The 16443-nt window shown below is 72.8% G+C and carries 14 protein-coding genes; 5 read left to right on the top strand and 9 right to left on the bottom strand.

What is annotated here, in order from left to right:
* Positions 1–53 precede the first annotated feature (53 nt).
* The 6 genes from OG392_RS23265 to OG392_RS23290 all read right to left on the bottom strand — a co-directional run bounded on the left by OG392_RS23265 (position 54) and on the right by OG392_RS23290 (position 6487).
* The gene (locus OG392_RS23265) at positions 54–656 is read right to left on the bottom strand and encodes a hypothetical protein (protein WP_329282477.1); all 603 of its coding nucleotides are present in this window, start codon (positions 654–656) and stop codon (positions 54–56) included.
* Complete coding sequence (locus tag OG392_RS23270; RefSeq protein WP_329282479.1) at positions 643–2247, bottom strand: substrate-binding and vWA domain-containing protein; 1605 nt, start codon at positions 2245–2247, stop codon at positions 643–645. Before OG392_RS23270 ends, OG392_RS23265 begins: the two co-directional genes overlap by 14 nt.
* Positions 2244–3461: a toxic anion resistance protein gene (locus OG392_RS23275; protein WP_329282481.1), complete on the bottom strand. Its 1218-nt coding sequence runs from the start codon at positions 3459–3461 to the stop codon at positions 2244–2246. The genes OG392_RS23270 and OG392_RS23275 overlap by 4 nt, the downstream gene beginning before the upstream one ends.
* Positions 3458–4588: a hypothetical protein gene (locus OG392_RS23280; RefSeq protein WP_329282483.1), complete on the bottom strand. Its 1131-nt coding sequence runs from the start codon at positions 4586–4588 to the stop codon at positions 3458–3460. Before OG392_RS23280 ends, OG392_RS23275 begins: the two co-directional genes overlap by 4 nt.
* A 207-nt stretch (positions 4589–4795) precedes the next feature.
* Complete coding sequence (locus OG392_RS23285; RefSeq protein ID WP_329282485.1) at positions 4796–5197, bottom strand: SCO4983 family protein; 402 nt, start codon at positions 5195–5197, stop codon at positions 4796–4798.
* A 78-nt stretch (positions 5198–5275) separates the two neighbouring features.
* Complete coding sequence (locus OG392_RS23290; RefSeq protein WP_329282488.1) at positions 5276–6487, bottom strand: pyridoxal phosphate-dependent aminotransferase; 1212 nt, start codon at positions 6485–6487, stop codon at positions 5276–5278.
* 143 nt (positions 6488–6630) lie between these two features.
* Here OG392_RS23290 and mptB point away from each other — a divergent pair, with 143 nt between their 5' ends.
* Positions 6631–8061, top strand: a complete 1431-nt coding sequence (gene mptB / locus OG392_RS23295; protein WP_329282490.1) for a polyprenol phosphomannose-dependent alpha 1,6 mannosyltransferase MptB — start codon at positions 6631–6633, stop codon at positions 8059–8061.
* On the opposite strand, the gene OG392_RS23300 is transcribed toward mptB, so the two are convergent.
* On the bottom strand, positions 8041–9618 hold the full coding sequence (locus OG392_RS23300) for an N-acyl-D-amino-acid deacylase family protein (protein ID WP_329282493.1): 1578 nt from the start codon (positions 9616–9618) through the stop codon (positions 8041–8043). The two genes, mptB and OG392_RS23300, sit on opposite strands and share 21 nt — an antisense overlap.
* 11 nt (positions 9619–9629) lie before the next feature.
* Positions 9630–10895, bottom strand: a complete 1266-nt coding sequence (locus OG392_RS23305) for an alanine racemase (RefSeq protein WP_329282495.1) — start codon at positions 10893–10895, stop codon at positions 9630–9632.
* Between the two features lie 124 nt (positions 10896–11019).
* Here OG392_RS23305 and OG392_RS23310 point away from each other — a divergent pair, with 124 nt between their 5' ends.
* The 4 genes from OG392_RS23310 to OG392_RS23325 all read left to right on the top strand — a co-directional run bounded on the left by OG392_RS23310 (position 11020) and on the right by OG392_RS23325 (position 14886).
* Positions 11020–12054, top strand: a complete 1035-nt coding sequence (locus tag OG392_RS23310; protein ID WP_329282497.1) for a sugar kinase — start codon at positions 11020–11022, stop codon at positions 12052–12054.
* Positions 12051–12812: an IclR family transcriptional regulator gene (locus OG392_RS23315; protein ID WP_329282499.1), complete on the top strand. Its 762-nt coding sequence runs from the start codon at positions 12051–12053 to the stop codon at positions 12810–12812. The genes OG392_RS23310 and OG392_RS23315 overlap by 4 nt, the downstream gene beginning before the upstream one ends.
* Positions 12809–13243 (top strand): RidA family protein, encoded by a 435-nt coding sequence (locus tag OG392_RS23320; RefSeq protein ID WP_329282501.1) that lies wholly within the window; start codon positions 12809–12811, stop codon positions 13241–13243. Before OG392_RS23315 ends, OG392_RS23320 begins: the two co-directional genes overlap by 4 nt.
* 200 nt (positions 13244–13443) lie before the next feature.
* Complete coding sequence (locus OG392_RS23325) at positions 13444–14886, top strand: GntP family permease (protein WP_329282503.1); 1443 nt, start codon at positions 13444–13446, stop codon at positions 14884–14886.
* A 69-nt stretch (positions 14887–14955) separates the two neighbouring features.
* On the opposite strand, the gene OG392_RS23330 is transcribed toward OG392_RS23325, so the two are convergent.
* A complete protein-coding gene (locus tag OG392_RS23330) occupies positions 14956–16311 on the bottom strand; it encodes a M14 family metallopeptidase (protein ID WP_329282505.1) in 1356 nt (451 codons plus the stop codon).
* Between the last annotated feature and the right edge of the window lie 132 nt (positions 16312–16443).

A 16443-nucleotide genomic window follows, 5' to 3' on the forward strand; every position in this document is an offset into this window, starting at 1 on the left:
GCAACCGGCCCCCGGAGCCCCCTCAGGCACCGGGGGCCGGCGCATGCCCGCGCTCAGTCGCCCCGCTCCTCCACGTACCGCGTGTGGATCTGCTGCCGGACCGCCTCCGCCTCCCGCAGGGCGGAGGCGACGGAGACCGCCTGCTCGTGGAGCGCGGTCAGCTGGCGCTCCAGGTGTTCCTCCGGCGCCTCGGCGCCCGCGGAGAACCGGGACCACCACCGTGTCCGCACGAAGGTGTCGACGGCCTCCGGGACGTCCTGGCGCACGGTGCGGGCGATCAGGTGCAGATGCTCCGGGTCGGTCACCCAGCCCGGCTCCAGCAGGGCCTCGACGAGGGCGTCCAGCGCGGTCAGCCGCTCCCGCGCGGCGACCGGCAGCTCCACCTCCGCCAGGTACCCGCGCAGGGTCGCGAAGTCGGCCCGCAGCCGGTCGAGCCGGTCCCCCTCCTCGGCGAACTCCGGGGTCGCCGGCCGGTCGGGCGGGGCGATCAGCGCCCCCGCCGTGTACAGACCGCCGACCACCAGGGGCCAGAGGGCGCCCGCGGCCCCGGTGAGGGCGATGCCCACACCGGCCAGGCCGCAGACGGAGCCGAAGAGGTTCTGCCGGGACTCGGCGTACCGGAGGACGGCGCTCCAGGGTCTCTCACTGGTAGCCACGGATCTCCTCGAAGGCGCCGTCCAGCGAACCCTGCTGGGCGTCGAAGAGCCTGCCGCCGGTCAGGCCCGCGATGTGGTCGAGCTCGCCGCGGTCGGAGTCCCCGAAGAGGATCGGGAAGACCGGCGTGCGCTTCTGCTCGGCGGACAGGGAGCCGTAGAAGCCGTCGAAGGCGGTGGCCGGGTCCCCGTCGGTGTTCTCCCCGTCCGTCATGAGGACGATCGAGGTGAACGTGTCACCGCGGGACTTCCCGAGGAAGCGGTACGCCTCCTGGAGGCTGGAGTAGATCGCGGTGCCGCCCGAGGCCGAGAGCTTCCGCGCGTCCCCCTTGATCGCGTCGAGCGCCGCCCGCGGCGAGGCCGGGTCGACCGTGTGCGTACGCACCTCGTCCTGCTTCACGGCGGAGCCGAAGGGCATCAGGGTGACCTCCTCCCGGTCCCGGAAGTCGCCGGTCAGCTCCACCAGGGCCTTCTTGAGGCGGTCGAGCCGCTCACCGCTCATGGACCCGGAGGTGTCGAGCACGTACACCGTCCGGGACGGCCTGCGCAGGGTGTTGTCGTACGCGTCGAGCAGTCCGTCCGCCACCTTCCGGCTGCCGGGGAACGGCAGTTCGCGCCGCTGGTCCCGGGCGAGCCCGGGAGCCGGGTCGACGCCGGGGACGACCGGGCGGCGCAGGGTCTTCTCGGTGATCTGCCGCTGGGCGTCCGGGGTGCGCAGGAACGTCGTGAGCTTCACCGCCGCCGCCTTCGCCTCGGGACGGGCGGAGGTGAGCAGGGTCAGCGGGTAGTCGGCCGTCACGACGCCGTCGGACGGCCGGATCACCGTCAGCCGGCCGGGCGCGGACAGCAGGACCGACTCGTAGTTGACGAGCGCGTCGACATCGGTGCGGCGGGCGTACGCGGTGGCGAGCCAGCCGGAGGAGCCCGAGGTCAGCTTCTGGCCGGTGAAGAACTCCTTGAGCCGCGGGGTGGCCTCGGCGACGTCCCGCTCGGTGAGCGCCGACTGGGCGCCGGAGAGGCCCGAGGCGACCGAGACCAGTGCGGAGAAGCCCGAGTTGGAGCGCATCGGGTCGGTCATGCCGTAGGTCAGCTTCCCGTCGGCGACCGCCCGGTGCAGCTGCGACCAGGTGACCTTCGCCGGATCCCAGCCGAGCCGGGTGATGGCCTCCGGCCGTACCCCGAGGGCCACCGGCGAGGCCATGACCGGCGTCTCCCCGGTGATCTTCCGGGCGGTGTCCGGGCGCAGCCGGAGATAGTCGTTGGAGGAGAGCCAGACCGCGTCGTAGGCCTTCTCCGCCTCGCCGGACGCGATCTGCTCGACGGCGTCGAGGGTTCCGGCGTACGTGGGCCGGACGGTGACGCCGGTGGACTTGCGGGCCTCTTCGAGGATCGGGGCCATGTCGGCGAGCTCGGAGGAGGCCAGGACCCGGAGGGTGCCGGCGGCCGCCTCCTGGCCCTGCCCGTCGGGCCGGCCGGTGGCCCCGCCGCCGGTGTCCCCGGACCCGCCGGTGCAGGCGGTGACCAGCAGGGCGAGGGAGAGCCCGGCGACGGCGCGGGCGAAGGAGCGGTGGCGACGTGTACGGGTGGTCGTCATGCGAGGCCACCACCTTCCGGCGCGCAGGTGCGGCGGCTGCGCGCCAGACGGGCGCTCGCCTCCTGGAGTTCGGCGGTCAGCGACTCGACCGTCGCCGCCATCGACTCCGTCGCCCGCGCCTTGTACGTGTCGATGGCGTCGAGCGTCCGGTAGATCTGCTGGAACGCCGTACGGAGCGTCTCCGCGCCAACCGCCGGGTCCGCCGCGATCCGCTGGATCTCGCCGGCCTGGGTGGCCAGCATCTCGGCGTTGCCGCGGATCAGGCCCTCGGTCGTCGAGCGCAGCGCGTTCACCTGCTCGGTGACCTTCCGCTGGTTCTCGAGCGCCGAGGCCAGCATCACCGCGATCCGCAGCGCCGACACGGTCGTCGTCGCCGCCCGGTCGACGCCCTTGATCAGTTCGTCGTTGTTCCGGCGGACCACGTCCATCGCCAGATATCCCTGGGCGCAGACGGCGAGTTGGGTGAGCAGGTCCTGGTGTCTCTGGCGGACCGGGAAGAGGACGTCCGCGCGCAGCGCGTCCGCCTGGGCCGGGTCGGCCGTGGTGGCGATGCGGCGCTCCACGGCGGCGTCGAGCGCGTCGGTGAGCACCGCGTACTCCTGGAGCCTGCCCATCGTCTCCCAGAGCCGGGCCCGCTCGGTCTGCAACGCGGCGTTGTCGCGGCGCAGTTCGTCCTGGCCGCCACGGAGGGACCCGACGATCCGGTTCAGGGTGGCCTGCGAGGAGGCGTACGCGGCGACGTGGTCGCGGAGCCTGTTGCCGCCGGGGAGCTTCGAGAGCAGCCCCTTGAGGCCCTTGCCGGGAGTGTCGCGGGGGTCCAGGTCCGTGATCGTGCGCCGGAGTTCGACGAGGGACGTGCCGACCCGGGACCGGGCGTCGGCGCCGGCTCCGGAGCCGAGCGAGCGGACCGTACGGTCGAGCATCCGGTTCGACTGCTGGGCGGCGGTGCGCATCTCGCCCGCGCCGAGTCCCGCGATCTCGCCGATGCGGCCGGTGAACTCGGGGGAGCGCGGGTCGAGTCCCTCGATCGAGCCGACGTACTCGGCGGCCCTCCGGGACAGCTCCGTACGGGTGGCCTCGTCGACCGGCACCAGGCCGGAGGCCTGCTCGGCGCGGACCGGTGGCACGGGCTCGGGCGGGGTGAGGACCAGCGGGGTGTCGTGCTCGGGAGGCGTCAGGGCCATCGTTCTTCTCGGATCCTCGGGCGTGGTCATGCGGTGTCCCCCTGGTCGCGGGCCAGCAGGGCCATCTCGTGCAGCACCTTGCCGGTGGGCACGGGCGCCTGGCGGACACCGGTCAGCGTCTGGTTGAGGTAGGCGGTGTGGCTCTGGGTCGCGGTGGTGAACTCGCTCGCCGCGCCCTGCGGCCGGAAGCCGTGGCGGACCGCGAGCCTGCGCAACTCGGGGTCGGTGGAAAGGAGTTCGCCGAGGGCGCGGCCGTTGTCGGTGAGCGGTACGAGGGTGTGGTCGCTGTTGACCGTGGTGTCCGGGTAGAGGACGACGAGGTCGCCCATCGGCCGGCCCGCCAGGAGCTGGGCGGCGACCTGGGACTCGTACACGAGGACGAGCGGGTTGCCGACGCCGCTGATGAAGTCCCGGAAGGGGGCGTCGGAGCCGGACTGCTGGGCGCCCTGGACCTGTACGAGCTTGCGCAGCAGCGGCGCGGTGCGGGTCACGGCCGCCTTGTCGCCCGCGACGCGGCCGCCGTCGGCGACGTAGCTCGCGGCGGCGAGGTAGAGGGCGCCCGAGTTGGAGGCGACCGGGTCGGTGGAGGTGATGAAGAGGGTGCCGCTCAGTTCGGAGTGCCCGGCGGAGCCCTTGAGCTGCTGCCAGGTCCGGTCGGCCCGTGCCGCCGTGAGGTAGGCGTCCATCCGCAGGGTGCCGCTGGTGCCGCGCGGTCCGAGGGTCGCCAGGCCGTTCCCGGCGAGGACCCGGGCGGCGGCGCTGTGCGCGACCACGACGAGCGGCGAGTAGAAGGGCCGCAGCGGGGCGGTCGTCGCCTTCGTCCGGTCCGCCGCCTTCGCGCGCAGTCCGTCGGCCGGGGCCTTGGAGGACGGGAAGGCGAAGTCGTAGCCGTCGAGGGGCAGTTCCTCCATGTCCCAGGACCCGGAGGTCTCGGTGCCCACGGTGAAGCCCTTCGCGGCGAGGGCCTTCACCACCTGCGGGTCGGTGAAGAACTCGGCCTTCTCCGACCCGATGACTCCTCGCACGGTCTTCGTTGCCGTGCCTGTGTCCTTGTCGCCGCCCGTCACGAGGACGGCGGCGACGCCGCCGAGGAGAAGGACGGCCAGGACGATTCCCAGGATGCGTCTCACGTGGGCAGCGTGCTCACGGAAACCCACGTTCCAGGGGGCGCCGGGTGTACGGGGGGTGAAGGAGCGATCCCGGTACCGAACCGGAGCGTGGGGTGCCGTATCTCCGGGGTTCTGGGGTGTGGAGGGGGCGTGGAGGGAGGAGGGGGAAGGCGGTGGCGCCCGGCCGGTGGTGCGGGGGTGTGCCGGGTGGGTGGCGCCCGGTCCGCGCGGTTCGTGACGCGCGGACCGGGGCCGTCAGGGGGTGCCGACTCCGGCCAGGGTGGGTTCCCCGGCGAGTGCGGCGGTGTGCGCGTCCATGCGCTTCGCGGCGAGGATCGCGGCGGCGGTGTCGGCCCGCGAGGCGGCGACGACCAGGGCGCGGCCCGCGAGGGCGTGCGCCCTGCGGTGCAGGTCCGGCGCCGACGAGCCGCTCAGACCCGCGTGCCGCGCCGGCGGCGCGCCGCGCAGCCGGGCCACCTGCCGGGCGATGAGTTCGCCGGCCTCGGTGTCGCCGAGCTCGTCGGTGACGGCGAGCAGGGCGGAGAGGTGTCCGGCGAGCTGGATGTCCAGCTCCTCCTCGCGGGAGCGGTGCGGATACGCGTCCTGGGCGTCGTCGGCCGTCCGGTGGACCGACTTGGCGCGGATCGGTTCGTACATGGGACGGCCTCCTGAGTGCTCTGGAGCCATCCTAGCTTAGATTCAGTCTAAAGTTGAGCGGGGTCCGGACATGGCGCGCTACGGCTGGCTGTAGCCGTCCAGGAAGCGGCCGATCCGGGTCACCGCGTCCGCCAGGTCCGCCGCCGCCGGCAGCGTGACGATCCGGAAGTGATCGGGCTCGTGCCAGTTGAAGCCCGTCCCGTGGACCACCATGATCTTCTCGGCCCGCAGCAGGTCCAGGACCATCTGCCGGTCGTCCTTGATCTTGTAGACGTTCGGGTCGAGCCGCGGGAACAGGTACAGCGCGCCCTTCGGCTTCACGCACGTCACGCCCGGGATCTGGGTCAGCAGCTCGTACGCCGTGTCCCGCTGTTCGAGCAGCCGCCCGCCCGGCAGGACGAGGTCCTCGATCGACTGCCTGCCCTGGAGCGCGGCGGCCACCGCGTGCTGCGCCGGCATGTTCGCGCAGAGGCGCATGTTGGCGAGGATCGTGAGGCCCTCGATGTACGAGGACGCGTGGTGCTTCGGACCGCAGACGGCGAGCCAGCCCGAGCGGAAACCGGCCACCCGGTAGTTCTTGCTCATCCCGTTGAAGGTCAGGACGAGCAGGTCGGGGGCGATCGCGGCGGTCGGGGTGTGCGTGGCACCGTCGTAGAGGATCTTGTCGTAGATCTCGTCCGAGCAGATGACCAGGTCGTGGCGGCGGGCGATCTCCGTGAGGGAGCGGAGCATCTCGTCGTCGTAGACGGCGCCCGTCGGATTGTTCGGGTTGATGATCACGATCGCCTTGGTGCGATCGGTGATCTTCCGCTCGATGTCCGCGAGGTCCGGCATCCAGTCCGCCTGCTCGTCGCAGCGGTAGTGCACGGCCGTACCGCCCGCGAGCGAGACCGACGCCGTCCACAGCGGATAGTCCGGCGCCGGGACGAGGACCTCGTCACCGTCGTCGAGCAGCGCCTGCATCGACATCTGGATCAGCTCCGAGACGCCGTTGCCGAGGTAGATGTCCTCGACGGAGAGCGGGATGCCCTTGGTCTCGTAATGGCTCATCACCGCACGCCGGGCCGCGAGCAGCCCCTTCGCGTCGCCGTAGCCGTGCGCCTCGGAGAGGTTGCGCAGCACGTCCTCGAGGATGGCGGGCGGGCACTCGAAGCCGAAGGCGGCCGGGTTCCCCGTGTTGAGCTTGAGGATGCGATGACCCGCGGCCTCAAGCCGCATCGCCTCTTCGAGCACCGGACCCCGGATTTCGTAACAGACGTTGGCGAGCTTCGTGGACTGGATCACCTGCATGCCGAGAGCTTACGGCCGGGTCGGCCGGGACGCTTCGTGTTTTGGGACACGTCGGACAGGGGCACGGGCGGACCGGCGGCGCTTTCCCCTGGTGAGGGACGCCGAATAGGGGTCCTCCGGCCGGCGGGATAGGTTGGCCCGTCATGTGGGTTCAGAGTGCTTCCGGATGCCGGTGGCTCGGCGCGGCCGGGTCGCTGGCCGTCGCCGTGGGCGGCTGGGCCGCCGGGACGCTGCCGGTACGCGGCGGCTGGGGGCTGTGGGAGCCGCGCGGCTCCGCGCTCACCCTGGCCGGCGCGCTCCTCGCGTACCTCGGCCTGACCGTGCTCGTCGCCGCCTGGTGGCGGTACGGCGTGCTGCTCGCCCGGGGCGTACGGGACGGGGTGCTCGCCACCCTGGCCTGGTGGACCGCGCCGCTGCTCCTCGCGCCGCCGCTCTACAGCAAGGACGTCTACAGCTACATCGCGCAGGGCGCCATGGTCCTCGAAGGACACGACGTGTACGGCGGCGGGCCCTCCGTCCTCGGGCCCGGCGACCTGGGGGCGGACGCGGCCGCGAGCGTCGGCGGGCACTGGACCGACACCCCCGCGCCGTACGGGCCCGCCTTCCTGGTCCTGGCGCAGCTGGTCGTGCGGCTGACCGGCGGCGACATCGTCCCCGCCGTGCTCGGCATGCGGTTGCTCGCGGTCGGCGCGCTCGCGCTGATCGTCTGGGCCGTACGGGGGCTGGGAGGCGGACGTGGAGGCCCCGACGGGGCGCTGTGGCTGGCCGCCCTCAACCCGCTGCTGCTCATCCATGTCATCGGCGGCATGCACAACGACGGACTGATGATCGGGCTCATGCTGGCGGGCGTGCTGCTCGCCGTGCGGGGCCGGTGGGTGCTCGGGTGCGTCCTCGTGGGCCTCGCGATGATGGTCAAGTCGCCCGCGGCGGTCGCGCTGCTCTTCATCGGCGTGATGGTCGCGCGGCGGGACGGCGGCGGCGTGCGGGGGCTGGCGAAGGGACTCGTGCTGCCGGGGCTCGTGGCCGGGGCGGTGGCCGCGGGGGCGACGGTGCTCGCCGGGACCGGCTTCGGGTGGCTGCGGACGCAGAGCGTGGCCGGGACGATCCACACGGCGCTCTCCGTGAGCAGCGATCTCGGTCTCGGGCTGGGGCTGCTCCTCGGGGACGACCCCGACCCGGTCAGGGCGGTCGTGCGGAACCTCGGACTGCTGGCCGCCGCGGTGATCATCCTGGTGCTCGCGTGGCGGGCCTGGAAGGGGCGTCTCGACCCGGTCCTCGGGCTGGGTCTCGCACTGGTGGCGCTCGTCGCGCTCTCGCCGATGGTGCAGCCGTGGTACCTGCTGTGGGGGACGGCCGTGGTGGCGGCGGTCGCCTGGCGGAGCCGGGCGGGGCAGGTGCTCGCGGTGCTCTCGGCGGCGCTGGTCTACGAGACGGCGCTGGACGGGCGGACGCCCTGGTACGGATTCGTGGTGACGGGACTGGTGCTCGTGGTGGGGCTGGTGTGGGTGCGGCGGGAGCCGTGGGGCGAGGGGCCCGCACGGCCCCGCCGCACGCTAGCGCGTACGACGGACTGACCTGCCCGCCAGCGCGTTCGTGCGCCGGCCGTCCTCCATCACGAACTCACCGTTGACCAGGACGTGCGGGATTCCCGTGGGGAGCGTGCGCGGGGACGCGTACGTCGCTCCCGCCGCGACCGTACCGGGGTCGAAGAGGACCAGGTCCGCCCGGTGGCCCTCGCGGACGAGGCCCCGGTCCCGCAGGCCCAGACGGGCTGCCGGGCGCGAGGTCAGATGGGCCACGCAGTCCTCCAGGGTGAGGACGCCGAGGTCCCGTACGTACCGGCCCAGGTACTGGGGAAACGTGCCGTACGCGCGCGGGTGCGGCTTCAGGCCCTGGAGGATGCCGTCCGAGCCACCGGTGTGCACCCGGTGCCGCATGATCGTCCGGACGTTCTCCTCGTGGCCCACGTGCTGGAGGATCGTCGTTCCGAGCCGGTCCTCCAGGAGGAGCCGGCGGGCCGTCTCCCAGCCGTCCACCCGGCGGCCCACCCAGTCCGTGAGCGTCCCCTCGGACACCCCCGAGACCTCGATCGTGTCCCAGTCCATCGGGACGCCGTGGCAGCCGTCCGAGCCGAGGACCTCCAGGTGGTGGCGGATGCGCTCCGCCGTCCCTTCGTCGCGCAGCCGGGCGAGCACCGCCTCCGGGCCGCCCTCGCTCGCCCAGCTCGGCAGCAGGGCCACCAGGGTCGTACAGCCGGGTGTGTAGGGGTACGTGTCGAGGCTGATGTCCGCGCCCGCGTCCAGGGCCCCGTCCAGGAGGGCGAGGAGTTCGGGGGCCCTGCCCTCGTTCACGCCGAAGTTCATCGTGGCGTGGGCGAGGTGGAGGGCGCAGCCCGCCTCCCGGGTGAGCCGCACCATCTCCTCGTACGCCTCCAGGGCCCCGGCCCCGTACGAGCGGTGGTGCGGGCAGTAGTAGCCGCCGTACCCGGCCACGACCCGGCAGAGCTCCGTGAGCTCGGCGTCCTTCGCGTACATCCCGGGTGTGTAGGTCAGGCCCGAGGACATGCCGACCGCGCCCTGCTCCATGCCCTCGGCGACCAGCCGGCGCATGTGGTCCAGCTCGGACTCCGTCGCCGGGCGGTCGTCCCAGCCGACGGCGTACATCCGCACCGTGCCCTGGGGGACCAGGTACGCGGCGTTGACGGCGATGCCCCGGTCCAGGCGGTCCAGGTACTCGCCGACGGTGCGCCAGTCGAAGTCGATGTCGTCGCCGGACCCGTTCCAGCCGGTGATCGTCCTGCGCACCTCGGCGAGCGTGCGGTCGTCGACCGGGGCGTACGACAGGCCGTCCTGGCCCAGCACCTCGAGCGTCACGCCCTGTGCGGCCTTCGCGCTGTGGTCCGGGTCGCGGAGCAGCGCGAGGTCGCTGTGGGCGTGCATGTCGATGAAGCCGGGGGAGAGGACGAGGCCCTCGGCGTCCACCACGCGGCGGGCGGTGGGGCGCTGGCAGCCGGCCGCCGCGCCCTCCTTCACGATCGCGGCGATCCGGCCGCCGTCGATCGCCACGTCGGCGCGGTAGGAGGCGCCGCCGGTGCCGTCGACGACCTCCGCGTCGCGGAAGACGAGGTCCATGCCGACTCCTTCTAGAAGAACGTGCGGATGTAGTCGACGACCGTGCCGTCCGCCTCGACCAGCGGGATCAGCTGCCACTTGTCGAAGATCGTGCACGGGTGGGACAGGCCCATGCCGAGCCAGTCGCCGACCTCCAGATCGGCGCCCTCCTCCGTCCGCACCCAGGCGTGCTGGTCGGAGAGGCCGGTGACGGTCAGGCCGTCGGCGGGACGGATCTCGCCGGTGCGGGCGTCCCGGACCACCTGCGCCTCGGGGAGGTGCAGGTCGTGGGCGGCGTCGCGCTTGCCGGCGTTGGTGAACGCCTGCTCCGGGGTGGGGCGGGAGACGACCTGCGACCAGAGGCGGAACGCGGGCTCCAGGGCGCCCTCCTCCGGGACCCGGTTGAAGGGCGTCCGCTCGCGGTACTGCCCGTCGTCGTGCGAGACGTACGCGCCGGAGCGCAGCAGCTTCAGGACGGGCAGCGAGAGCCCGGGGATCTCCGCGAACACGTCCGCGACCGCGTCGAACCACTCGCTGCCGCCCGCGCTCACCACGATCTCGCCGATCGAGGGGTCGAAGCGGCCGGCCTTGTCGAAGTCGGCCGCGAGCGCGACCAGCCGGTGCAACCACTCCCTGACCCGCTCGCCGTCGGCCCCGGGCATCGTGCCCTCGTACCCGGCGACGCCGACGAGCCGCAGGGTGGGGGCGTCCGCGACCGCGTCGGCGACGGCCGCGCACTCCGCCTCGGTCCGTACGCCGGTGCGGCCCGTCGCGCCGGCCGCCAGCTCGACGACGACGTCGACGGGACGGCCCGCGCCCGCGGCGCGCAGGGCCCCGTCCATCAGCTCGACGCCGCGCACGGAGTCGACGTAGCAGAGGAAGCGGAAGTCCGGGTCGGCGTCCAGCTCGCCGGCGACCCAGCGGAGCGCGACCGGGTCGACGATCTCGTTCGCGAGGAAGATCCGGCCGATGCCGTGCGCCCGGTAGACGCGGGCCTGGTGGGGGAGGGCCGCGGTGATGCCCCAGGCGCCGTGCGCCAGCTGCCGGTCGAAGAGCTGGGGGGCCATGGAGGTCTTGCCGTGCGGTGCGAAGGCCAGGCCGTGGCGCTCGGCGTACGTCTCCAGGAGGCGGAGGTTGTGCTCGACGGACTCGGCGGAGAGGGCGAGGACGGGGGTGGTGAAGCCGCCGGTGAAGAGGTTGCGCCGCTGGGCGGCGAGCTCGCCGACGGTCAGGCCCTCGGCGTCCGGGGGCAGGGCCTTGAAGCGGTGGTCGACGCGCTCGTTCGCCAGGTCGGGCATGAGGCCTCCTCATCGAAGCGTTGCGAAGGGTGCAACAGCCATTGCGTATGTCGCTCAAAGCTGTCTAGCATCCGGGCCAAGGCCGGGTCAATGGACCCCGCGAGAGTCGCAAGGGAGCGCCAGAGTGGCCGGAGAACCGTCCGTGGATGTCGTGTGCCTCGGCGAGTCCATGGTCACCTTCCTTCCCTCCCGACCGGGCCGCCTCGCCGACGTACCCGCCTTCGAGCGCGCGATCGGCGGCGCCGAGTCCAACGTCGCCTGCGCCCTCGCAGCCGCGGGCCACCGCACCCGCTGGGTCGGCCGGGTCGGCCGGGACGGCTTCGGCGACCACCTCGTCGAGACCATCGGCGCCTACGGCGTCGACGTCAGCGCCGTCGACCGCGACCCGCGGCGCCCCACCGGCGTCTACTTCCGCACCGCCGCCGACCGCGCCACCGCCGCCCACGAGGTCGTCTACTACCGGGCCGGATCGGCCGCCTCCGCGATGTCGCCCGCGACCGTGCCCTACGAGACCGTCGACGACGCCCGCGTCCTCCACCTCACCGGCATCACCGCCGCCCTCTCCGACGACTGCCTCGCCCTCATGCGCGCCCTCACCGCGCCCCGGGCGGGCCGCCCCCTCGTCTCCTTCGACGTCAACTGCCGCCCCGGACTGTGGCGCGACGGCGCCTCCACCGCCGGGCCCGTCCTCCTGGAACTCGCCCGCCGGGCCGACCTCGTCTTCGTCGGCGCCGACGAGGCCGAACAGGCCTGGGGCCTCGGCGACCCCGCCACGATCCGCGCGGCCCTCCCCGAACCCGCCGTCCTCGTCGTGAAACGGGGCGCCGACGGCGCGACCGTCCACGAACGCACCGGCCCCGGAACCGACACCGTCGTGCACGTGCCCGCGCCCCGCGTCGACGTCGTCGCCGCCGTCGGCGCCGGAGACGCCTTCGCCGCCGGATTCCTCTCCGCCACCCTCCGCGGGCTCGACGCCACGGCCCGCCTCCGGCACGGCCACCTGCTGGCCGCCGCCGCCCTCACCGTTCCCGGCGACCTGGCCGTGCCTCCCCGCCGCGCCCACGCCGACCGGCTCGCCGCCCTCCCCCCGACCGCCTGGGGCACACTTCTGCTCGGCCCCGGCTGGACGGGGGACGACCAGGAGGGACGTACACCATGAGCCAGACCGTCGACCGGGCGCTCAGCATCCTGCCCTTGCTCGCGCAGGGTCCCGCCGACCTCGGACAGGTCGCCGACCGGCTCGGCGTCCACAAGTCCACCGCCCTCCGGCTGCTGCGCACCCTGCACGAGCACGGCCTCGTCTACCGCCAGCAGGACCAGCGCTACCGGCTCGGCGCCCGCCTCTTCGCGCTCGCCCAGGAGGCCGTCGAGAACCTCGACATCCGCGAGATCGCGCACCCCCACCTCGCCGCGCTCAACGAACGGATCGGGCACACGATCCACCTCGCCGTCCACGAGGACGGCGAGGTCCTCTACATCGACAAGGTCGAGAGCCGCTACCCGGTCCGCATGTACTCGCGCATCGGCAAGCCCGTCGCGATCACCGTCGCCGCCGTCGCCAAACTGCTCCTCGCCGACCTGCCCGAGCCCGAGCGCCGCGCCCTCGCCGGCAAGCTCGACTACCCCCCGTACACGCCCCGTTCGACCCCGAACGCCGCCGCCTTCCTCAAGGAGCTGGCGACCGTACGCGAACAGGGCTGGGCCACCGACCTCGGCGGCCACGAGGAGTCCATCAACTGCGTCGCCGCGCCCATCCGCGGCGCCGACGGGCGCGTCGTCGCCGCCATGTCGGTCTCGGCGCCCAACGTGGTCGTCACGGCCGAGGAACTCCTCTCCCTCCTCCCGCAGGTGCGCCGCACCGCGGACGCCATCAGCCGGGAGTACTCCGGCACCTCCCCGAGCAAGGACAGCGCATGACCGACCAGAACCCCGCCCAGCCGACCGAGAAGACCGCCCTCACCCCCGCCACCCACACCGCCCCGCCCGCGAAGTTCTCGCACGGCGTGAAGAAGGGCAACATCCTCCAGGTCGCGGGCCAGGTCGGCTTCCTGCCCGCCGTCGAGGGCCAGGCCCCCACCGTCGCCGGCCCGACCCTGCGCGAACAGACCCTCCAGACCTTCGCCAACGTCAAGGCGATCCTGGAGGAGGGCGGCGCGAGCTGGGACGACGTGATGATGATGCGCGTCTACCTGACGGACGTGGACCACTTCGCCGAGATGAACGCGATCTACAACCAGTACTTCGAGGAGCAGGGCCTCAAGGCCCCCGCCTCCGCCCGCACCACCGTCTACGTCGGTCTGCCCCAGGGCCTCCTCATCGAGATCGACGCCCTCGCCGTCCTCGGCTGATCCGAGCGCGCACGGCCGGAGCACACACGGCCCGAGCACGTACGGCCGGAGCGCTCACGCCCGAGCGCGTACGGCCGGCGTCCACCCGCCCGAACGGACCTGAACCGATCCACCTGAACCAGCCGCTCCACGGCACGGCGTTCTCCCCCGGAACGCCGTGCCGCGCTCCCCCCTACCCAAAAGCGAGGCCTCCCCCCGCCATGAACCCCGCCACGCCCCCGCACACCGGTGGACTGCTCCACCTGATACCCGGCACCGCCGGCCTGCTCACCGTCGCCGCCCTCGGCATCGCCGTCCTGCTCCTGCTGATCATCAAGATCCGGCTCCAGCCCTTCGTCGCGCTGCTCGCCGTCTCCATCGGCGTCGGCCTCGCCGCCGGCCTCTCCGTCACCGAACTCTTCGGCACCGTCCAGAAGTCCGCCGCCACCTCCGTCATCGAGACCGGCATGGGCGGCATCCTCGGCCACGTCGCGATCATCATCGGACTCGGCACCATGCTCGGCGCGATCCTGGAGGTCTCGGGCGGCGCCGAGGTGCTGAGCAGCCGCCTCCTCGGCCTCTTCGGCGAGAAGCGCGCCCCCCTCGCCATGGGCCTCACCGGACTCATCTTCGGCATCCCGGTCTTCTTCGACGTCGGCATCTTCGTCCTCGCCCCGATCGTCTACGCCGCCGCCAAGCGCTCCGGCAAATCGATCCTGCTCTACGCCATGCCGCTGCTCGCGGGCCTCTCCATGACCCACGCCTTCCTGCCGCCGCACCCCGGCCCGGTCGCCGCCGCCGGCCTCCTGCACGTCTCGCTCGGCTGGGTCATCCTGATGGGCGCCCTGGTCGGCATCCCCGCCGTGCTCGCGGCCTGGGCGTACGCCGGCTGGATCGGCCGCCGGCTCTTCGTCGCGGTCCCGCAGGACATGCTGGAGGCCGCCGAGGAGGCCAGGGCCAAGGTCGCCGCCGAGCGGCGCGGCGGGACCGAGGAGCCCGTGGCCCTCTCCACCGTGCTCCTCATCATCGGCACGCCGCTGGTCCTCATCCTCGCCGCGACCTTCTCCTCCATCGCCCTGGACGAGTCGACCCTCCGCTCCGTCGTCGAGTTCTTCGGCAGCCCCTTCGTCGCCCTGACGCTCGCGCTCCTCCTGGCGTACTGGCTGCTCGGCATCCGCCGCGGCTGGTCCCGGAAGTCCCTGGAGCAGGTGTCCACCTCCTCCCTCAAGCCGGTCGGCAACATCCTGCTCGTCGTCGGCGCGGGCGGGGTCTTCGGCGCGGTCCTCAAGGTGAGCGGCGTCGCCCAGGCGCTCTCCGACACCTTCCACGACGTCGGTCTCCCCGTCATCGTGCTCGCCTACCTCATCTCCCTGGTGCTGCGCGTCGCCCAGGGCTCGGCGACGGTCGCCATCGTCACCACGGCCGGCATCGTGCTGCCCCTGGTCGAGGGCGGCGGCCACTCGCAGGCCTTCCTGGCCCTCGTCATCATGGCCATCTCGGCCGGCTCGATCTTCGCCTCGCACGTCAACGACGGCGGCTTCTGGATCGTCTCCAAGTACTTCGGCATCACCGAACGGGACACCCTCAAGTCCTGGACGGTGCTGGAGTCGGTGCTCTCCCTGGCGGGCTTCGCGGCGGCGGCCGTGCTGAGTCTGTTCGTCTGAGGAGCGGCCCGTGACGCGGGGGCGCCCCGGCGGAATGCCGCCGGGGCGCCCCCTCTCACGTACGGGCCGTCAGGCCGCGCAGTACTGCGCCTGCTTGCCGATCGAGCGGTACATGCAGTCGGCGTTCTCCAGGAGCTGCAGGACGGCGTCGCGGTTGCGGCTCGTCTCGCGCTCGATGACCTCGTCGGGCGGGTAGAACCCGCCGCCGCCGGACGAGGACGGGTACATCTCGAAGGTGTACGCGAAGATCCGCTGCGAGCCCCACAGATAGTCGTCGATCGACCCGTCCGTGATGTAGAGGTCGCTGGACTGCTCGGGGGTGTAGCCGTTGCTGGCCGCCATCTTGCCGCCGACCGCCGCGAACGCGTTCCGGTCGTCCAGCGTCATGCCCGGCGCGGTGTTGGCCGTGGTCCAGCCGAAGGGCCACAGCACGAGCTCGCTGTAGGTGTGGAAGTCGATGGCAGCGGTGATCTGCTGCTTGCCGCCGACCACCCGGGAGCGGACGAAGTCGGCGACGACCTTGACCTCGGGGGCGGACTCGGGGGCCGCGCCGCGGTACGTCTCGGAGCTCTTGGAGCCGGAGGAGCCGCCGCAGCAGCCCCACTTGTAGTCCCAGTTCCGGTTGAGGTCGGTGCCGATGTACGAGGAGCCGGAGTTGGGCTGACGGTTCTTGCGCCAGCTGCGGTAGGAACCGCTCGCGATGTCGTACTCGCCGCCGTCCGGGTTGAGGTCCGGGACGATCCAGATCTCGCGGCCGTTCACGGCACCGGTGATCCTGGAGTCGCTGCCGTACCCCGCGCCGAGCTCGCGCAGGAGGTACAGCGCCATCTCGACGGTGAGGTGCTCGCGGGCGTGCTGGTGGTGGGTGAAGAGGACCTCGGGCTCGGCCTCGTCGGTGGCGACGTTGTCGCTGACCTTGATGGCGATGATGTCCCGGCCCTGGTACGTCTTCCCGATGACCTGCTTGCGCATGATCGAGGGGTAGGCGGCGAGCCGCTGGTCGATCTCCGCGTTCATCTCCGCGTAGTTGTGGTACTTCGCGTCGGCGGAGGGGAAGTCGAGCGGGCCGGCCGCCTGGCCGCCCTCGGCGGTGCGGTTCGGCGGGCCGGGGAGGGCGACCGGCCGGTAGCCGAGCGCCTTGAGGTTCCTCAGTTGTTCGGAGTTGGCGCTGACCACGACCGACCGGGCGTCGACCTCGTCGATCGAGACGCCGGTGGCGGTCAGCGCGCTCCGGGCGGCCGGGGTGGACGGTCCGGCGACCTCGTACTGCCGGATCACCTCGTCGGCGCCGACGGCGATCCGGGCGGCGGCCGAGGAGGGGTCGGCCCCGGCGGGTGTCGTGAGGGCGGACAGGGGCGCCGCGAGGGTGAGCGCCACGAGGGCCGCGAGGGTGGCGGACCTTCGGCCGCGGATGGGACGTCGCATGCTGTCTCCTGGGTGGGGAGGGTGGGGGGTGCGACAAGCTCGTGCGGGTCTTCGGTGGTGCGGTGCTGCGGTGTTCGGCGCTGCGGTGCTGCCGTGATCGGTGGTGCGGTGTGGAGCGGCTCGCCGATCAGC

It is taken from the genome of Streptomyces sp. NBC_00691 (genome assembly GCF_036226665.1).
Classification (GTDB): domain Bacteria; phylum Actinomycetota; class Actinomycetes; order Streptomycetales; family Streptomycetaceae; genus Streptomyces.

Coding starts and splice junctions, on each gene's coding strand:
- OG392_RS23270 (WP_329282479.1), bottom strand. CDS start 2,247: ATGACGACCACCCGTACACGTCGCCACCGCTCCTTCGCCCGCGCCGTC.
- OG392_RS23275 (WP_329282481.1), bottom strand. CDS start 3,461: ATGACCACGCCCGAGGATCCGAGAAGAACGATGGCCCTGACGCCTCCC.
- OG392_RS23285 (WP_329282485.1), bottom strand. CDS start 5,197: ATGTACGAACCGATCCGCGCCAAGTCGGTCCACCGGACGGCCGACGAC.
- OG392_RS23290 (WP_329282488.1), bottom strand. CDS start 6,487: ATGCAGGTGATCCAGTCCACGAAGCTCGCCAACGTCTGTTACGAAATC.
- mptB (WP_329282490.1), top strand. CDS start 6,631: ATGTGGGTTCAGAGTGCTTCCGGATGCCGGTGGCTCGGCGCGGCCGGG.
- OG392_RS23300 (WP_329282493.1), bottom strand. CDS start 9,618: ATGGACCTCGTCTTCCGCGACGCGGAGGTCGTCGACGGCACCGGCGGC.
- OG392_RS23305 (WP_329282495.1), bottom strand. CDS start 10,895: ATGCCCGACCTGGCGAACGAGCGCGTCGACCACCGCTTCAAGGCCCTG.
- OG392_RS23315 (WP_329282499.1), top strand. CDS start 12,051: ATGAGCCAGACCGTCGACCGGGCGCTCAGCATCCTGCCCTTGCTCGCG.
- OG392_RS23320 (WP_329282501.1), top strand. CDS start 12,809: ATGACCGACCAGAACCCCGCCCAGCCGACCGAGAAGACCGCCCTCACC.
- OG392_RS23325 (WP_329282503.1), top strand. CDS start 13,444: ATGAACCCCGCCACGCCCCCGCACACCGGTGGACTGCTCCACCTGATA.
- OG392_RS23330 (WP_329282505.1), bottom strand. CDS start 16,311: ATGCGACGTCCCATCCGCGGCCGAAGGTCCGCCACCCTCGCGGCCCTC.